This is a genomic window from Scytonema hankhaensis NUACC26 (genome assembly GCF_045865695.1).
Lineage (GTDB): Bacteria > Cyanobacteriota > Cyanobacteriia > Cyanobacteriales > Nostocaceae > Scytonema.
The window spans coordinates 24,486-40,912 of record NZ_BAACAP010000160.1 but is presented as its reverse complement, the minus strand read 5'-3'; the positions used below and the strand labels follow the sequence as shown (position 1 = coordinate 40,912).

Here is a 16,427-nt window from a genome sequence, read left to right as displayed (position 1 = left end):
TATAACTTATACACCCACATGACCACAAAATGGATTTTTGACTTGCAAGATACGGATGTATATTGGTGTACTGCAGATGTAGGTTGGATTACAGGACACAGTTACATTGTCTACGGTCCTTTGTCTAACGGCGCAACATCACTCATGTATGAAGGTGCTCCTCGTGCTTCCAATCCGGGCTGTACTTGGGACGTTATTGAAAAGTATGGGGTGAATATCTTTTATACCGCACCTACTGCTATTCGTGCCTTTATCAAAATGGGCGAACAGCTCCCATTAGCAAGAAATCTTTCTTCTCTGCGCTTATTGGGAACTGTAGGCGAACCAATTAACCCAGAAGCTTGGATGTGGTATCACAAAGTGATTGGTGGGGAACGCTGTCCGATTGTCGATACCTGGTGGCAAACGGAAACGGGTGGTGTTATGATTACTCCGTTACCTGGTGCTATTCCCACAAAACCTGGTTCTGCAACTCGTCCTTTCCCCGGAATCTTAGCTGATGTTGTGGATTTGGATGGCAAACCTGTGGGTGATAATGAAGGCGGTTACTTGATTGTCCGGCATCCTTGGCCCGGTATGATGCGAACAGTCTATGGCGATCCAGATCGTTTTCGCCGCACTTACTGGGAACACGTTCGCCCTCAAGATGGGCAATCTGTCTACTTTGCTGGCGATGGTGCAAGACGCGATGAAGATGGATATTTCTGGGTGATGGGACGTGTTGATGATGTGATTAATGTAGCAGGTCACCGTCTCGGTACGATGGAAATTGAATCGGCTCTTGTTTCCCATCCTGCAGTTGCTGAAGCGGCTGTCGTGGGTAAGCCGGATGAAGTTAAAGGAGAAGAGATTGTTGCTTTTGTGACTCTAGAAGGAGCAAGTACAGCAACAGACGATTTGAGCAAGGAACTCAAGCAACACGTTGTTCGGGAAATTGGTGCGATCGCACGTCCGGGAGAAATTCGCTTTACCGATGCTCTGCCTAAAACTCGTTCTGGTAAGATTATGCGGCGATTGCTGCGGAATCTGGCTGCAGGACAGGAAGTTTCTGGGGATACTTCTACTTTGGAGGATAGGGGTGTATTGGATAAGTTGCGGGGGGAAGGTGCTTAGGGATTTTGAACCGCACCCTCGACGCAGATGAACGCGGATAAAGAGCTGTTCAAGTCAGTAAACTACAATATTTTGTTGTGGAATGGACTAATGGACTGTCCTCTTGAGCTTATGTTTTACCCCACCCTAACCCAGACCTTATACCATTTCACCAAATGATTGCTACACACGATCCCCCCTAGCCCCCCTTAAAAAGGGGGGAAAAATCCTTAAAATCCCCTTTTTTAAGGGGGGAAAAATCCTTAAAGTCCCCCTTTTTAAGGGGGGAAAAATCCTTAAAGTCCCCCTTTTTAAGGTAGGAAAAATCCTTAAAGTCCCCCTTTTTAAGGGGGGAAAAATCCTTAAAGTCCCCCTTTTTAAGGTGGGAAAAATCCTTAAAGTCCCCCTTTTTAAGGTGGGAAAATCCTTAAAGTCCCCCTTTTTAAGGGGGCTTTAGGGGGATCTCTAAAGATGTGTGTACACTGTGGTCTTTCTAAAGGAGGACGCCTACCTCAATCATGTGGTCTAATCATCTGAAACTGCTGTCACTTTAGAAAAAATAGCCGTATATGCCAATATTGCGACTCTTTAAATCGAAGAAGTTTGTTTCATAAAAGCTGAAAAAGATGAAATTCTGACGGTAAATGTAGCCTTTGAGCATAGGTTTGCTAATGCTACGTGGTAAGGTTTTAATGGTATGGCAAGCAGCAAGCTGTTGTTGCGAGCAGGTTGTATTTTGAAATTTCCACACAATATACTTTGCATAAGCGTCTTCAGTAGGATTAGTAACAACCATTAAAGTTACAATCAATCCTGTAGCAATTGCACTATTTCTGATTCCTTTTAACATTGTTTTTCTCCAAGCAATTTAGTTTTTCTATGAACTTTTTTCTTGAGCGCATCAGTACAGTCATCTCAAGAACCTGCTTTTAAACAGTTCCGATCGCTTTTCCAGTTTAAGTAAGCTGCTTGAGATGTCTGTTGAGCATTGAGAATTTCTTCTTCACAATGGTTAATTTTTTGGCTGTATTTCTGACGAATCATCTCAATTTCTCTTATCAGCACAGCTTCTAGCTTGCGAGTTTGTTGCTCAACCCATTTTGTTTGTTCCCAGGTGTATTCTTCTCTTGATAGTCCAGTTTGTTTTGGGAATAAGTTAGGTAGTTGGGTTATTGCCTCATGATGTTGATTTTGTAGTTCTTCAAGAATTTGAAGTCGTTCTTGTTCAAACTGCTGCTTTCTTTTTCGGTAATAGCATATATCAAATTCCGCTCTCGCCATACCCAAGTTCTTAATTTGACCTGTGGAATCACCTTGCAGTACAAATTGAAGACAGCGATCGAGGCAATAAATTTCCTTAACTTCTTCCTCTGATAAACTTTCTGATTGAAAGACATAAGGTTGATATTTTTTGATTAGCTCTAAATGCCGTTCTGGAAGTTCAAATGTTTCGCTTTGAAATGCAGCACCTATCCAGAGAATGGCGATCGGGATACTAGCTGCAATGCCTTCAATCAAAAGTCCTCCTGGTAATCCTAACTGAGCGACGATCCAGAAAGCTACAACGTACTCTGCAAGAGTTAATCCTCCCGCTAAAGTACTGTCTACAGGAAAATGCTTGGTGAAGTTTCCAGATTCTATAGTTTGAAGCAAGCTGAATTCCGAACGAATAAATTTGTCCTCTAGTTCATTCGATGGCGGATTTTCTTGTATGTAACGTTCTAGCGCTTGTCTTGTTTCTAAAGTGCTTTGCCGTTGTCGCAATCGTGTAATGGTTTTAGTGCCTCGATCCTCAACTAAGTAACCTGCGATCGCTGCAGCAAATAGAGCTGATGGCAAACTAATTTTCCCTAAACGAGCAGTCAGTACTTGCGTTCCGGCGCTGAAAGTGATTGCACTAAAGATCGTGGCAATGACTTTGACAACTAATTTTGTTGTAGGTGATGTTGGTCGTTGAGCAATTTGAGCTAGATCCGCAATCCGTAAACTGGCAAATTCTGACTGTCCCTGCTTTTCGATCAGTTGTTTTATACTTGCTAAGTCTTTCACAGGCAATTTTTCAAGTTGTTCTTGGTGCAGGTTCTTCCAGTTCTTTGTATGCTTCTCAAGCTTGTATTTAGTGAGTCCAGAGAATGAATCGTTTAGTTTCATAGTTTCCGTCCCGTTTCAAATGCCCACTCAACACACGTCATAACGCTATTTGCCGGACAAATTCTTTGATTTGGTAGTCCTTTGAGAACAACTTCCAAATTGTTTTGCAGTTGTCCCATAGGTCCTGCGATCGCAATAACACTTTTGTCTCTAGTTATGGACTCAACGAGGCTTTTGATGTACTGAAAATCATTAGGATTCGGCTGATGTTTACCAGGCTCGGTTGCTTGTAGTGTAATAGTCACAACAAAAGGCTGACGACTACCTAATGCACGTTTATTGGCAATGATGGTCTGAATTTTTGCTAGTGCCAAAATGAGTGACGTTCCTGGTTCTTGACCGATACTGGTAGGTAAAATTTCATCTTTTTGACATTGACTTAACAAGGACAAACTATTGGATAATGTTGTTTCAGAAGTCTTTTCTGGTTGGTTTGCAAAAGGCAGAGCGATCGCAGTATCACCCGATTGATAAAATTGAGTACTAATTTGACAATGCTGCTTGCGCTGTAAACTCAAAACCTTAGCAGAGGTAGAAACATCATCTCCACGAATATGAGTGATATTTCGAGGAGTTATTGACGTTGCAAGTGTCATGCTAAGAATAGCAAGACCGACAGAACTAGATACCAATACAATAGGGGATTGCCATACAGGCTTGTTAGACGCTCCTCTAAAGGTGGAATTTTTTTCAGTAGAAGAACGTGGTTTCAATTGACTCATGGTGTTTAGTTGTTGTAATGCGAGTTTAGGTTGCACCAAAAAAATGTGGAAAAATCAAAAGGCTAGTGAAGTAGAGTGTCCACTTGCACTAGCCTTGGTAGAAGTCACGACTATCCTAGCTAGAAGGATTTTTCGATATGGTATTTAGTTGTGGTCTGACCCCAGAACCCAGTTTTTTTTTACCGTGTAGTGTTTCTTGATAAGAACTGAGTGAGTCTAATTGGTATTGTTTTGATTTCCTCCTGATTTTAAAAACTCAATCAAATCTTGCATTTGCTCCTTGCTAAGAACATAACGTTGGCTGGGAACGCCTTCGTGAATGAGTGCATACTTTTTTGTGCTACCGTTATTTCTAACAGTCTCGATAACAAGGCTGGAACGACTAAACCCCGTACCTTGAATAGTTTTCTCAAAAAACTCAGCTAGGTTGGACAAGAAGGCTTGACGTTGATCTGGATTGTTTTGCTGACTAGGGCTGGGTTTCATGCCAATCTTTATAATGTCCTTATCGTAATGATTCATAGATCATTGTTATTGCTAATAAGGACAGCAAAATAGCCCCTACACGGACAATCAAACCTCCTAGGAACGGTAGCAGTGGGTACATAAGGTGAATTGCACCAAAAGTTATTGACACCGCAAAGACGATTCCAAAACCTACTAGTGCTAGAAAAAAATATTTGAGCGACTTAGAAACCACTCTGTATAGAAGATGAGGCTCATTTTCTATCACAATCTTACACCTACAATAATTCAATTGGGTTCTCTCTAACTCCTCACGACCCAAAACCTGGGTCTTTCACCACAATTTCAAATTGTATTTCTCAATACTCAGCTAGAACACTGTGTGGATGCTGGTTGACAACTATCCATCACTCTATTTAGTTGTCTCAATAATTCAGGTAATATTTTCCTTGTTATACTAATTCTTTGCGAACTGGCACAGAATCTTGAAGTCTAAAATCCTTGCACGGAAAGGGTTTTGCATCTATTTGCCTATGCATCTTCACATGAAGTATGACAAAGATTTTTCCAGCGTCAGATACCGAAAATACGCGATCGCGATACGGCTTTAGCCATTAAGCTTCGCCGATCGCGAAGCGCAAGCTGTACCCAGCTTATCGCAATTTTCCAGAGTATCCTACTTTTGAAATCGATCCGCAAGCAGATTGTTAAAGTCTCAGTTCTTGCTTTCAGATAAACTTGTCTTTTAAAGACAGCTTCTAGCGATCGCTGCAACTTTGCACTACCTACAAAAGGCTATTTAGTTTAAACAAACCGATCGACAAGATACCCATCGGACATCTTTACCCGAATTGTTACTAAGCATTTGCCTGCTGTTGCTTTGTATGCTGTCTTTCTTGGACAGTCTATACTTTTTTCTATTAATGAGTATATTATCCATTTCTGCATCAACTGTCAAGCTTTTAACGTCAGTCACGATTGGCAGATTTTTGATTGTGAAGTTAGCTATAAGATGGAGGAATATCAGTTTTTAACGTAATTTGGTTTATTTTAGCTAATTATAGGAGAATTGGAGAATCCTTCTCTCGGTAAACTTATTATGACGAATTATAAACTTAATCTACTTTTCTTGAGATTTTGGTTAACAGTACAAAGTATGTTGATAGTATAATACTGTCATTTTATGTTTGTCATGACAAGCGTGAAAGATGTCATGACAACTATACTCTTGATATACTGACTTCTGATACAAAAAAACTGAGTCATCTAGTCGTTAGTACAAATGCACTTATGCTCTAGGGAAAGCAAAGTTATTTCTGGGTAGGCACTCCTACCTTTTGCGATCGCTTACAGGTGAAGATCTGAAAAATTCTATAAATGAGGAGGTGAGCGATTTTTGTGACAAGTTCAACTCGCAATCCATCTAAAAGCACTCCATCTAAGTCTGAGTTCGTTCAAGTTGTTGAGAAATACTTACAGGAAGTGGGATGGACTAACCAAGAATTGATGAATGAAATTCAGATAGGAGAAACGCAATTCTATCGGTGGGCACGGGGCGAAAGTGTTCCGAGAAAAGCTATAGTTAATCGTATAGCAGTCTCTTTAGCACGTCGGCTGGATCGAACTCGCCAAAAGTTACCTCACGATCCCTTTCCAGCCTCTGATGAAATTGATGGAATTGTGAACGAGCTTCTAGAAGCTGCAGGATATAGAGCAGCTGTCAAAGGTAAAGGAGCAGATTGTAGCTGGCATGAAATAGCCAAGAACCGCTCATGGACATTAGGATATACTGAAGTTCCAACATTATCGCAGATTCCAGATAAACCGGGTTCTTCCCCAACTGGTTTAGCTATTCAATATGCAGAGCAAATTGGTCGATTATTGGGAGTCAATACAATTTGGGAATATTTGACTTGGCAGGAAATGCCTTTGGCAATCCGAGAACGAAGAGTTCATGGTATTGCGCCTTTCTTTCTTGCACTACCAGAGCGCTTTTTTGACTATCGTTTCTCAGAAGCTTGTACTGAGGAATCTTACAGTCTTTCTGCTGTCATTGTTTCCCAACAGGGCAATAACTTTGCCGTGCTTGAAGACTTGCCTAATAAACGTGTTGAGTTGGTTCATGTAAGAGGTGAGATAGGAAGTTGGGCAGCCGCCGTGCTTAGTGATTCCTATCAACATCAGGAATTCGAGGACAGAAAGAAAGCTATTAGTCATTTATTAGCAACCGCAGGAAGAGCGAACGACGTTATTCCTATATTTTTGTCTGATAGTTTGACATGTCAGTGCATCTCTAAAGAGAACAACTTACAGGTCATCAAGATTGAAAGACTGAAAAATGTTAAGACGGCTCCAGCTTTTGCTTTTCATCCAGATGAAGAGAAATTGACCACAGCCATTAATTCTGCTATAGGAATTCTTCCAAAAATTCATATTAAATGACACAGTAATATGGCGATCTACTTTGTCAAAGAATTACAAAGATACTCCTATATCCGGAGTATCTTTGAAAGCAAAAATAGGTGTAGACAAATCTTGATGGTAAAGAAATTATATAGAACATTCGATCGTAAGGAGGGTAATACGCAGTATATGAGGCTTTTGTGCAACATAGCGGTATCTATAGTACTATAAAGATTTCATAGAGCATCCATCGCAAGATGATTTATGAAATCTTTATTTTATTTGCTGTAATGCTGCACAAATACTTATAGATTTTACATATAAAATGTTTATTAATGCCTCTAAAATGTTTGTACAGTAGACCTAACTTTCTTTCTATAAACAGTTAGTCTACTGTACAAATATTGAACGGTGGCATTTAAATGAACAGTAAAGTTTTAGAAAAAAGTAAATCATCTAGTTTAGTAGAGTCAATCATCACTCAAGAGGAAAACATCTTAAGGGAATTAGAAGTAGAGCATTGTCTATACAAATTGATAATACAAAAAGAAGGCTTAAAACAATTTGCAGAAGCTTTCTACTTCGTGCGATATAACTTTTGCCGTTTGAACTTTATATTAGGAGAAAGATGTGGTGTTGATGATTTTTTGTGGAGAGGTCTAGTAAGGAATTTAATAGAAGAATTGGGTGGTCAAAAAGGTATAAGTCATAATCAATTATATAGAGATTTTTTATCCTGTGTAGGTATTAATTCAGAAAAGTTTTTACAAGACTCTATATTCTCGTATCAATTCAATGCTTCATGGGAGAAATTTTGTAGAGATGCACCTCTTTTGGAAGCGATCGCCGCGATTTCAGTCTATGAAGTTCTTGACAAACCAGATTATGCACTCTTGCTGCGTGTTCTTGAAAAAGCTGGTGTTGCCAAACAAGGTCTTCACTTTTTTCAAGTTCATGCCAATGCAGAACATTTCGAGATGTTTGAGGATGTCATTTCTTGGATAAGCAAACAGGAAAGAGGTGAGGAAATTATTAATAATGGTAGAAATTTTGTCTTTCGTACACAACGGATGATGTGGGCGGGGCTACTAAACACGTTGGAAGAGATTTCCGAGAAGCAAGGGTTTTCATATACAGGTAGTAACAGTGATGTGATTATTGTCCAAACAGATAAATAGACAACAGTTGGTAGGGGTGCAAGGTTTTGCACCCTTACAAAGGGTATAGTTCATTTAGATGAAAACTCCTGTAATTGACATCCTTACTGATTCCAGAAAGTGTTGTCTTGTCGAGCATAATCTTTACCTTATGGTATTATTTCAATCAATTGCGCGGTCATTGCTAACTTATGGATAACAGAAAGCTGACCTTGGATTTTAACTTGTAGACCAGAACTCAAAAGACTAGCGTCTGCTATTTGTCCCCACCGAGTCACCTTTGTTTCTGAAAGAAGTCCAACAGCATAACAGCCATTTTGGGTTTCCACCATCAATTGTAGAGGTCAACTTTCCATCACCCGGATAATCTTGCCTTCGATAAGAATAGTTTCGTCAGTTTCCCTTCTTATAGGCTCCTGATTCAAACGATCTGGAAAGGAGATAGATTGATTTAGCTTGTAATTTGTCATACATTCACAAGTATTCCCTAGTATACTACTTAAATACTGTCATTAAAAGACAGTATTTACGGTGAGTTGATACAATACAATATTGACACACATCCCATTCGAGTTGCGAAAATTAACTTAATCTTAAAAAAGACCTGAGGGGGTGACAACCGTTCTGAAAACCTTGCTCGGTAACGAATAGAGTACACTATGACACATATACTAACAATTCACAATTGTTACATAGTATACTATGTACTGAGAAACTTTAGTTAAAAACTGTCATTGCAAGACAGTAGAATTTTACAATAAGTTGATACAATATTGGCACGTATTGGTTTAGGCTCTCAATTATTCGCACGCTCGCGAAATACGCTATCCTTCGGATTCCATATTTCTGGAGTTTAGTATTTTCTCTCAAATCAAACAGAATTGCTATATGAGTTTATCTCATAGTTTTTCTAAAACAAATTAAATATGAGTAATAGACACAGTGGACTTAGTTTACTAGCGTTAGGTATTGCACTCGTTATTACTATTTTGTGTTTTCTGAACTCGTGTACTAGCAATTCTCCACGAGTCAATGATAAGTCCACTTTGGCTGAGATATCCTCTACTGGGAGGTTAAAAGTTGGATATCTAATTTTTCCTCCAACAACTACAAAAAACCCTTCTACTGGTGAGTTAGGAGGTCATCATGTTGAAACTATTAAAGAAATTGCTCGATTGAATAAATGGAAGCTTGAGTTTATTGAAACGGATTGGGCAAACTTTTCAGCTGGGCTTAACTCTCATCGCTTTGATGTTTCAATAGTTCCTACATTTGTAACTGTTCCAAGAGCGTTGTCTGTCTATTTTACCAGACCTCTTTTTTTTGCAGGTAACAGTGCAGTTGTGCGGATTAACGATCGCCGTTTCACAAATATTCAGAGTGTAGACCAGTCTGAAGTTGTAGTTGCAGTGACTCAAGGCGAAGCGGGAGATGAATATGCAAGAGCAAATTTTAAACAGGCAAAGATTACTAGATATTCTGGCGGGGATCAATCACTTGCCTTTCAAGCAGTGATAAGTGGTCGAGCAGATATTGCACTTGGTGACGCTTATGTCACATCTCAGTTTGTAAAAGCTAACTCAACGCAAGTAAAAGACTTATTTGCTGAATCTCCATATAATTTGACTCCTGTTTCATGGGCTGTTCGCCGAGGAGATGATGAACTTCTTAATTTTTTGAATAGCAGTTTAGATGCATTCGACTATCAAGGAAAGCTTCTTGAATGGGAACGAAAAGCCGGTGCTAACTGGCTTCATTTGAAGAAAGTTTGGGAATTTAGTAAGAATTAATCTGCACATGGACTGGAATTTGTCTGTATTTTGGAACAATCTTTTACCACTTTACTTAGCTTTTCTAACAACAGCCTGGATTAGTGTTGCAAGTATTGCGTTGGGAACTGTTTTAGGTGTAATTTTAGGAGTTTTATCAATTATTTCCTTTAATTTAATTTCATGGTTGGCTAGACTCTTAATCGAGCTTTTTCTTGCGATCCCAACTCTTGTACTCCTTGTATGGCTATATTACAGTTTACCATTGATAATTCCTGGCTTAGTTATTGAGGGACAAAGTTGTGCTATTCTTGGTCTCAGTCTAAGTCTTTCAGCATTTGTGGCTGAAATAATTAGAGGAGGAATTAACTCAATATCTGTTGGTGAAATCGAAGTAGCTTATTGTACGGGAATGACTCGCCTTGAAGCAATTCGCTATATTCTCATACCTCAGGTTGTCCGTAAATCTTGGCCACCTCTTATGGGACAGTACATAACGACTTATAAGTTTTCGACATTGGCATCAGTCATTGCTGTTCCAGAAATTCTACACACGGCAAACTCGATTATTGCTCAAACATATCGACCACTAGAAATTTATTCTGCTGTAGCGATCGTGTTTACGATTACTATAATTCCTCTTAATATTCTTCTGAGGCAAGTACAACGTGTTAAGCAGCTAGGCGGAATTGAGAAAATATAACTTCTTAAGTTGCTTTGAGTTAACTGAGTCAAACTAGAAAAAATTAAAGCGATAAAAAATAACTGGAAACATTCTATTCTAAATATTACAAATCTATAGTATTACAATGGAATATTCATTTCTGAATGTAGAAGACATAGGAAAAGAATTTCATCGCACTCAGGTTATAAGTAATGTCTCTTTTTCTCTAAAAAGAGGTGAAAGTATGGTGATTCAAGGACCAAGTGGGTGTGGGAAAACAACTTTATTACGATGTATTGCATTGTTAGAAGAAGTCAATCAAGGAAAAATCATTTTTAATGGAGAAACGGTTTCTAAGCCTGGGTTTGTAAAACGCGATTTTGGTAAGCATCGCTTACAAATTGGCATGGTGTTTCAACAGCTATATCTGTGGTCTCATATGACCATACTTGAAAATGTGTCACTTCCTCTCTGGCTTCGTAATGGAAAAAAAAACAAGAAGATTGCAGATGAAGTTGCAAAAGAAAAGTTAGCCCTACTAGGTATTAAGCACAAAGCAAATGATTATCCAAACCAACTGTCAGGAGGTCAACGGCAAAGGGCTGCTCTTGCACGCGCACTTGTACATTCTCCTCAACTTCTTTTATTAGATGAAATCACGGCAAATTTGGATTCAGAAACAACTGACAAGGTTATAGCAATTGTTGAAGAAATTTCAAGAAACACATCAGTGATATTAATCACTCATTCTAATCTGTCTTTAGCAAATTGGTCATATGTTTTGTTCTTTGACGGTATACAATGGAAATTTCAAAAAACTTAATGAATTACCGAGGTCTTTGAATATCGAGGAGATACTTCTGGAAACAGCGATCGCTTATGCCACTTCCCACTTTCGTGAGTTACAGAATGTGAATTAACCGCTGATGAACGCAGATGGACGCCGATAAATTTGTACCTCAGCAGACTATGAAACGCTTTATAACAATCTTCTTTGATTTGTGAAAATTCACCTGCTCGGCTTCCCAATTCCCAGTCCCCATTGCCCCTCAACAAGGAGGGGGCCCCGAGTTCCCCAGTCCCCAGTCGCATTACAATAAAGATCGGATAGATGCGGGCGTGAATCCTATGACCTCTGTCACTACACCAACTGACTCAGTATTGAGTTTACCCGACCACACGCAATTGCCTGATTCTGACGGGACATTTGTGAAAAACTTACAAGAACATCCTCAAAGCATTTTACTGACAGATTCGATTAAACCTGTTTTAGAAACCTTGCATTCTGATGGTCAGTATTGTATCCGTCAAGATTCTGGTATCTACTGGGGATTAACAGATCCCCCAGAGAGAGGCGCTGAAGCACCGGACTGGTTCTATGTACCAAATGTACCGCCAACTCTCAAGGGCAAAATACGCCGTTCCTACGTTTTGTGGGAGGAGTATATTGCGCCGTTAATTGTCATTGAATTTGTCTCAGGTGATGGGAGTGAAGAACGGGATAAAACTTCGCCATCACATAATCCAGAATTATTGGATTAGCTGAAACTTCAGAAAGGAACCTCGCAATGAAGATGTTGAAACTAGCAAAGGCAAAGTTAACAAGTGGAATTTGTACGAGTATATTTTTGACTTTTGCTTTGATTCCATCTTCTCTGGCTGCAAAGTCTGGTGGTGAGTACCGACAGTTAGGGCTGTTGTATCGCCAACAAGGACGGTTTCCTGAAGCCATTGCAGCGATGCAAAAATCTGTGGAACTCGAACCGAAAAACATTATGGGGCGAGTGAATTTGGGTTGGACGCAGCATTTAGTAGGTAAGGAAAAAGATGCGGCTGTCTCTTTATGGCAAGCTATCTATCAAGAACCTTTGTTTGTTCCTGCTTACAATGCTTTGGGAATTGTCTATTTAGTTGATGGAAATGTACCAGTCGCGACATTAGTTCATGCTTGGGCGGCTATTCTCAAACCGAATAATGAAATTGCTTACTTTAATTTGAGTTTGTCTTGGCATCGATTACAAGTTTATAACTTTGCTATTATTTGTGCCGAACGTGCGGCTACATTAGAGCCTAATAATCCTCATCCTTTGGTTGCTGCAGCGATCGCTTATTGGGATAATGGCGATAAAGATGCAGCTAAACAGGTCTATACAAAAGCTATACAGTTAGATTCTCGGTATCGCGATCGTTCTTTTTTAAGTCATCTCAAGCAAGCAGCTTTCAGTCAAGAACAAATTGAAAGAACTGAGCAAATACTGACGACGATGTAAATTTTTAAGATTATTTCACGCAAAGGTGTGTAAACAAGACTTCAACCCTTACAAATAACTAATGACAAATGACCAATGACTTTTCATGATACTTCTTCAGCTAAAGTAACATCTTCATAGATTGCTGCTATTGGACAACGAAAATCAACACTTGCTAAATTCACTTCTTCGTCTTTTTCAAACAAAAAAAGTTCCCAACGCCCTTCCTGATTGCGACGGTAACACTCTACCATCATAGTGTCTTGGGAAATGAGGACATATTCTTGAAGTGTTTCTAAATGTCGGTAGTTAGCAAACTTTTTACCTCTGTCTAATGCTTCTGTTGAATCTGAAAGCACTTCTACAATTAAGCGAGGAAATTTTTTAAAGTATTCAAACTCTCTATCTCTTGCATCACAGGTAACCATGACATCAGGATAGTAGTAGCAATTTAAGGCTTCTATTTGTACTTTCATTTCAGTCATATAAATGCGACAACCAGTAGCCCGAACATGATTTCGCAATATTGTACACAAATTTCCTACAACGGTAACGTGAGCATCGCTCGCTCCTGCCATTGTAAAGACTTGCCCATTAATATACTCGTGTTTAATTTGACTAGATTTCTCTGCTTCTAAATATTCTTCTGGTGAAAGGTAATATTCATGCCTGCTAGTAACCATCTTAGTACTTCATTTATGTCTACTTTAGTAACCATTGTAAACTGATTACACTAAAAATGTAGTAATAGCCTTCAATGCGCTACAGCACCACCTGTTGGCTTAACTTTTTTGATAAATAAAATCGCAATACCGCTCAGTAATAAGGCAATGCCAATAAAATAGAAACAATCGTTAAAAGCCATCACAAAAGCTTCGCGACGCACAATCTTGTCAATGGCAGCTATTGCTTGGTTTTTTGCTGTCTCTAAATCCACGCCGCCTCGATTGGCAAAATACTGAGTTAACTGATTAATTCGCTCTTGCGTTGCAGAACTATATATAGATACTGATTCTCCTAATCTATTAGAATGAAATTGCTCTCTATTAGTTAATAAAGTCGCTAATGCTGCAATTCCCACAGAACCACCTAAATTCCGCATCATATTAAATAAACCACTTGCGGAACCAGCTTCTTTAGGGTTTAATCCGGCAGTAGCGATTGAAGTTAACGGTACCATAATCAGTGGCTGTCCCATTGCACGCACGAGTTGCGACCATCGCAATTGATCTAGCCCTGTCTGATAGCTCATCTTAGAGTTCATAAAGACACTGATGGAAAACAAAGCTACACCCACAGCCACCATTAACCGCACATCAATGCGTTGCATGAGTTTGGGAATAAAGGGAATAATAAATAACTGAGGAATCCCAGCCCAAATCAGAACTTCACCGATTTGTAGGGCATTGTATCCTTGAATTTGGGCTAGATAGAGTGGCAAAATATAAATTGAACCGTACAATCCCACTCCTAAGGAAACATTTATGATACTTGCTAAACCAAAGTTGCGATATCTTACAAGTCTCAAATTAATAAATGGTTGTTTGCGAGTTAATTCAATCCAAAAAAATAACGCCAGAAAAATCGCCGCTATGATACTTAAGCGCACAATCAAGGCTGAACCAAACCAATCTTTCCGGCTACCTTCTTCTAGTACGACTTGCAGGGAACCCAAACCAATTGCCATGGAAAGAATTCCCAACCAATCACCTTGTTTGAGTAATTGTAGCTGAGGTCGTTCTTGTTTAATTCCATACCATACCCCAGCTAGCATTAACAAACCAGGAAAAGCATTTATATAAAAGCTATATTGCCAACTAAAATTTTCTGTTAACCAACCACCTAATGTTGGACCAATAGATGGTGCAAAAACTGCTGTAATCGCAAATACAGCTAGACCAATTGGTTGTTTGGAGGGAGGCAAATAAGTCAGTACAACTGTCATCGCAGTGGGAATTAAAACTCCTCCAGTAAAACCTTGTAGGGCACGGAAAATAATCATGGAATTGAGATTCCACGCCCAAGCACAAGTTATAGAAAACAAGAGAAATAGGGCTGTGTTAACTAACAAATACCGTCGTAGGGAAAAGACACGAGACAGCCATCCCGTGAGGGGTATCACTACAATTTCTGCCACAAGATATGCTGTGGAAATCCAAGAACCTTCTTCTAAAGTCGCTCCTAAAGCTCCCTGGATTTCTTGTAAAGAAGCATTGGTAATCTGAATATCCAGTACCGCCATAAAAGCACCAAGCATACTGGCTAAAACACCTATCCAGGTTCTTAGGGAAACTTGTTCGGAGGGAGACTTGGTAGAACCCCGATTTCCTCCATTGCCAACTGTATTTGTATTAGTCACAACAGGACTCCAAAGATTTTTTTGATAGTTTAATTATCGTTGGGCACTAACGACAATACCTTTTTCAGCTAAAATCGGATGAACCAATTTTCTTAAAGCGGGTAACTGTCTAGCAAAGTATATGGAACCTAAAATACAAACTATACCATCAATAATCAAAGTTGTAGGAGCACCAATTTGACGAGCTAATGCACCTCCTACTAAATTCCCAAAGGGGATTGTACCTAAAAAGGACATCGTATATAGGCTCATAACTCGTCCGCGCATATTTTCCTTAATGATAGTTTGTAAAACTGTGTTGCTACTGGCAATTTGGATAATTGTTCCTAAACCAACAAATAGCATTGTTAGCAACGAAATTGGCAGTATGCGCGATAAGGCAAAGGCTATTAAACCAATTCCTAAAACAGTGGGACCGAGAACAATCAGTTTCCCAAGCCCTACGACGGTTTTTCTGGTTGCTAGATAAATACCACCAGCTAACGCTCCAACTCCCGAACCTGCCATTAAGAAACCCAGAGTGTCTGCACTGCCTTTTAGAATTTCTTCTGCAAAAACTGGAGCTAGAACAGTATACTGCATTCCAAAAAAGCTAACTAACGCTGATAATAATAAGATGGCTCGAATGGGTGGAAAACCAAAAGCATAGGCAAATCCTTCTTTGATTTCTACTAGAGGGTTACCACGAGTTGCTGTCATTCGTAAAGGCTTAATTTTCATTGCCAGTAAAGCTAGAATGACTGCAATATAACTTAACCCATCGATGAGAAAACAATATGCAGTACCAACTCTAGCAATCAGTAATCCTCCAATAGCTGGACCAATTAACCTCGCTCCATTAAACATGGTTGAGTTAATGGCAATGGCATTGGCTAAATCGTCTCTTCGTTCCACTAACTCTGGCACGAAAGCCTGTCTAGCTGGTGCATCAAAGGCATTAATAAATCCTTGAAACAAACTCAGAGCAATGATATGCCAAATTTGGATAGTACCGGTAAATGCTAGCAGTGCTAATGCCAAAGATTGTATCATTGCTAGTATTTGCGTACCGATAAGGGTATGGTGACGGGAAAAGCGATCGACAAATACCCCACCAAAAGGAGTTAGAAAAAAGCTCGGAATTTGACTGGTAAAGCCGATAACACCTAACATAAAGGCGGAGTTTGTTAAATCGTAAACCAGCCAAACTGTAGCAAGTTGAGTCATCCAAGACCCAATCAACGAAATGCCTTGTCCGATAAAAAATAATTGATAGTTTTTTGACTTTAAGGCAGGTGGCAGTAATTTGCCTATGGGCGATCGCGCGTTCATACAAGAATTGTTTTATACCTGTAATATCTCTTCATAAATATCATCAGACTCTAACGCTAACCCCTCTCTACAGGAAGATATGAAT

16 protein-coding genes and 1 pseudogene are annotated in these 16,427 nt (G+C 39.4%); 8 read left to right on the top strand and 9 right to left on the bottom strand.

Features of this window, described 5'->3' with window-relative positions; translation table 11 throughout:
- Positions 1-1,113, top strand: a 1,113-nt coding sequence (locus ACKTT2_RS12760; protein WP_407887305.1) for an AMP-binding protein, incomplete at its 5' end; no start/stop codon positions are given.
- Positions 1,114-1,642: 529 nt separating this feature from the next.
- On the opposite strand, the gene ACKTT2_RS12755 is transcribed toward ACKTT2_RS12760, so the two are convergent.
- The 5 genes from ACKTT2_RS12755 to ACKTT2_RS12735 form a co-directional block, all read right to left on the bottom strand.
- Positions 1,643-1,942, bottom strand: coding sequence for a DUF4359 domain-containing protein (locus tag ACKTT2_RS12755; RefSeq protein ID WP_407887303.1), 300 nt, complete (start codon positions 1,940-1,942; stop codon positions 1,643-1,645).
- 65 nt (positions 1,943-2,007) lie between these two features.
- On the bottom strand, positions 2,008-3,243 hold the full coding sequence (locus ACKTT2_RS12750) for a hypothetical protein (protein WP_407887301.1): 1,236 nt from the start codon (positions 3,241-3,243) through the stop codon (positions 2,008-2,010).
- Positions 3,240-3,965: a hypothetical protein gene (locus tag ACKTT2_RS12745; protein WP_407887299.1), complete on the bottom strand. Its 726-nt coding sequence runs from the start codon at positions 3,963-3,965 to the stop codon at positions 3,240-3,242. Before ACKTT2_RS12745 ends, ACKTT2_RS12750 begins: the two co-directional genes overlap by 4 nt.
- Positions 3,966-4,181: 216 nt before the next feature.
- Positions 4,182-4,487 (bottom strand): hypothetical protein, encoded by a 306-nt coding sequence (locus ACKTT2_RS12740; protein WP_407887297.1) that lies wholly within the window; start codon positions 4,485-4,487, stop codon positions 4,182-4,184.
- Positions 4,488-5,003: 516 nt separating this feature from the next.
- Positions 5,004-5,204 carry a hypothetical protein gene (locus tag ACKTT2_RS12735; protein ID WP_407887295.1) on the bottom strand — a complete coding sequence of 67 codons (201 nt, stop codon included), beginning with the start codon at positions 5,202-5,204 and terminating at the stop codon, positions 5,004-5,006.
- 624 nt (positions 5,205-5,828) lie between these two features.
- Between ACKTT2_RS12735 and ACKTT2_RS12730 the strand changes: the two genes are divergently transcribed.
- Positions 5,829-6,872, top strand: a complete 1,044-nt coding sequence (locus ACKTT2_RS12730) for a substrate-binding periplasmic protein (protein ID WP_407887293.1) — start codon at positions 5,829-5,831, stop codon at positions 6,870-6,872.
- Between the two features lie 383 nt (positions 6,873-7,255).
- Positions 7,256-8,011: an iron-containing redox enzyme family protein gene (locus ACKTT2_RS12725; RefSeq protein ID WP_407887291.1), complete on the top strand. Its 756-nt coding sequence runs from the start codon at positions 7,256-7,258 to the stop codon at positions 8,009-8,011.
- 128 nt (positions 8,012-8,139) lie between these two features.
- Here the strand turns inward: ACKTT2_RS12725 and ACKTT2_RS12720 are convergent, their stop codons facing one another.
- The gene (locus tag ACKTT2_RS12720) at positions 8,140-8,322 is read right to left on the bottom strand and encodes a hypothetical protein (RefSeq protein WP_407887289.1); all 183 of its coding nucleotides are present in this window, start codon (positions 8,320-8,322) and stop codon (positions 8,140-8,142) included.
- Between the two features lie 594 nt (positions 8,323-8,916).
- Here ACKTT2_RS12720 and ACKTT2_RS12715 point away from each other — a divergent pair.
- The 5 genes and pseudogenes from ACKTT2_RS12715 (at position 8,917) to ACKTT2_RS12695 (ending at position 12,693) form a co-directional block, all read left to right on the top strand.
- Entirely contained in the window at positions 8,917-9,780 is an 864-nt protein-coding gene (locus ACKTT2_RS12715; RefSeq protein ID WP_407887287.1) for a substrate-binding periplasmic protein, read from the top strand.
- Between the two features lie 7 nt (positions 9,781-9,787).
- Positions 9,788-10,462, top strand: coding sequence for an amino acid ABC transporter permease (locus ACKTT2_RS12710; protein WP_407887284.1), 675 nt, complete (start codon positions 9,788-9,790; stop codon positions 10,460-10,462).
- A gap of 106 nt (positions 10,463-10,568) precedes the next feature.
- Positions 10,569-11,246 (top strand): ATP-binding cassette domain-containing protein, encoded by a 678-nt coding sequence (locus ACKTT2_RS12705; protein WP_407887282.1) that lies wholly within the window; start codon positions 10,569-10,571, stop codon positions 11,244-11,246.
- Between the two features lie 305 nt (positions 11,247-11,551).
- A pseudogene (locus tag ACKTT2_RS12700) lies at positions 11,552-11,932 on the top strand (Uma2 family endonuclease); the annotation flags it as partial.
- A gap of 59 nt (positions 11,933-11,991) precedes the next feature.
- Positions 11,992-12,693, top strand: coding sequence for a tetratricopeptide repeat protein (locus ACKTT2_RS12695; RefSeq protein WP_407887280.1), 702 nt, complete (start codon positions 11,992-11,994; stop codon positions 12,691-12,693).
- Positions 12,694-12,776: 83 nt separating this feature from the next.
- Here ACKTT2_RS12695 and ACKTT2_RS12690 read toward each other — a convergent pair whose 3' ends face one another.
- The 3 genes from ACKTT2_RS12690 to ACKTT2_RS12680 form a co-directional block, all read right to left on the bottom strand.
- The gene (locus ACKTT2_RS12690; RefSeq protein WP_407887278.1) at positions 12,777-13,355 is read right to left on the bottom strand and encodes a Uma2 family endonuclease; all 579 of its coding nucleotides are present in this window, start codon (positions 13,353-13,355) and stop codon (positions 12,777-12,779) included.
- Between the two features lie 71 nt (positions 13,356-13,426).
- A complete protein-coding gene (locus ACKTT2_RS12685) occupies positions 13,427-15,031 on the bottom strand; it encodes a DHA2 family efflux MFS transporter permease subunit (protein ID WP_407887276.1) in 1,605 nt (534 codons plus the stop codon).
- Between the two features lie 33 nt (positions 15,032-15,064).
- A complete protein-coding gene (locus ACKTT2_RS12680; protein ID WP_407887273.1) occupies positions 15,065-16,342 on the bottom strand; it encodes an MFS transporter in 1,278 nt (425 codons plus the stop codon).
- Positions 16,343-16,427 lie beyond the last annotated feature (85 nt).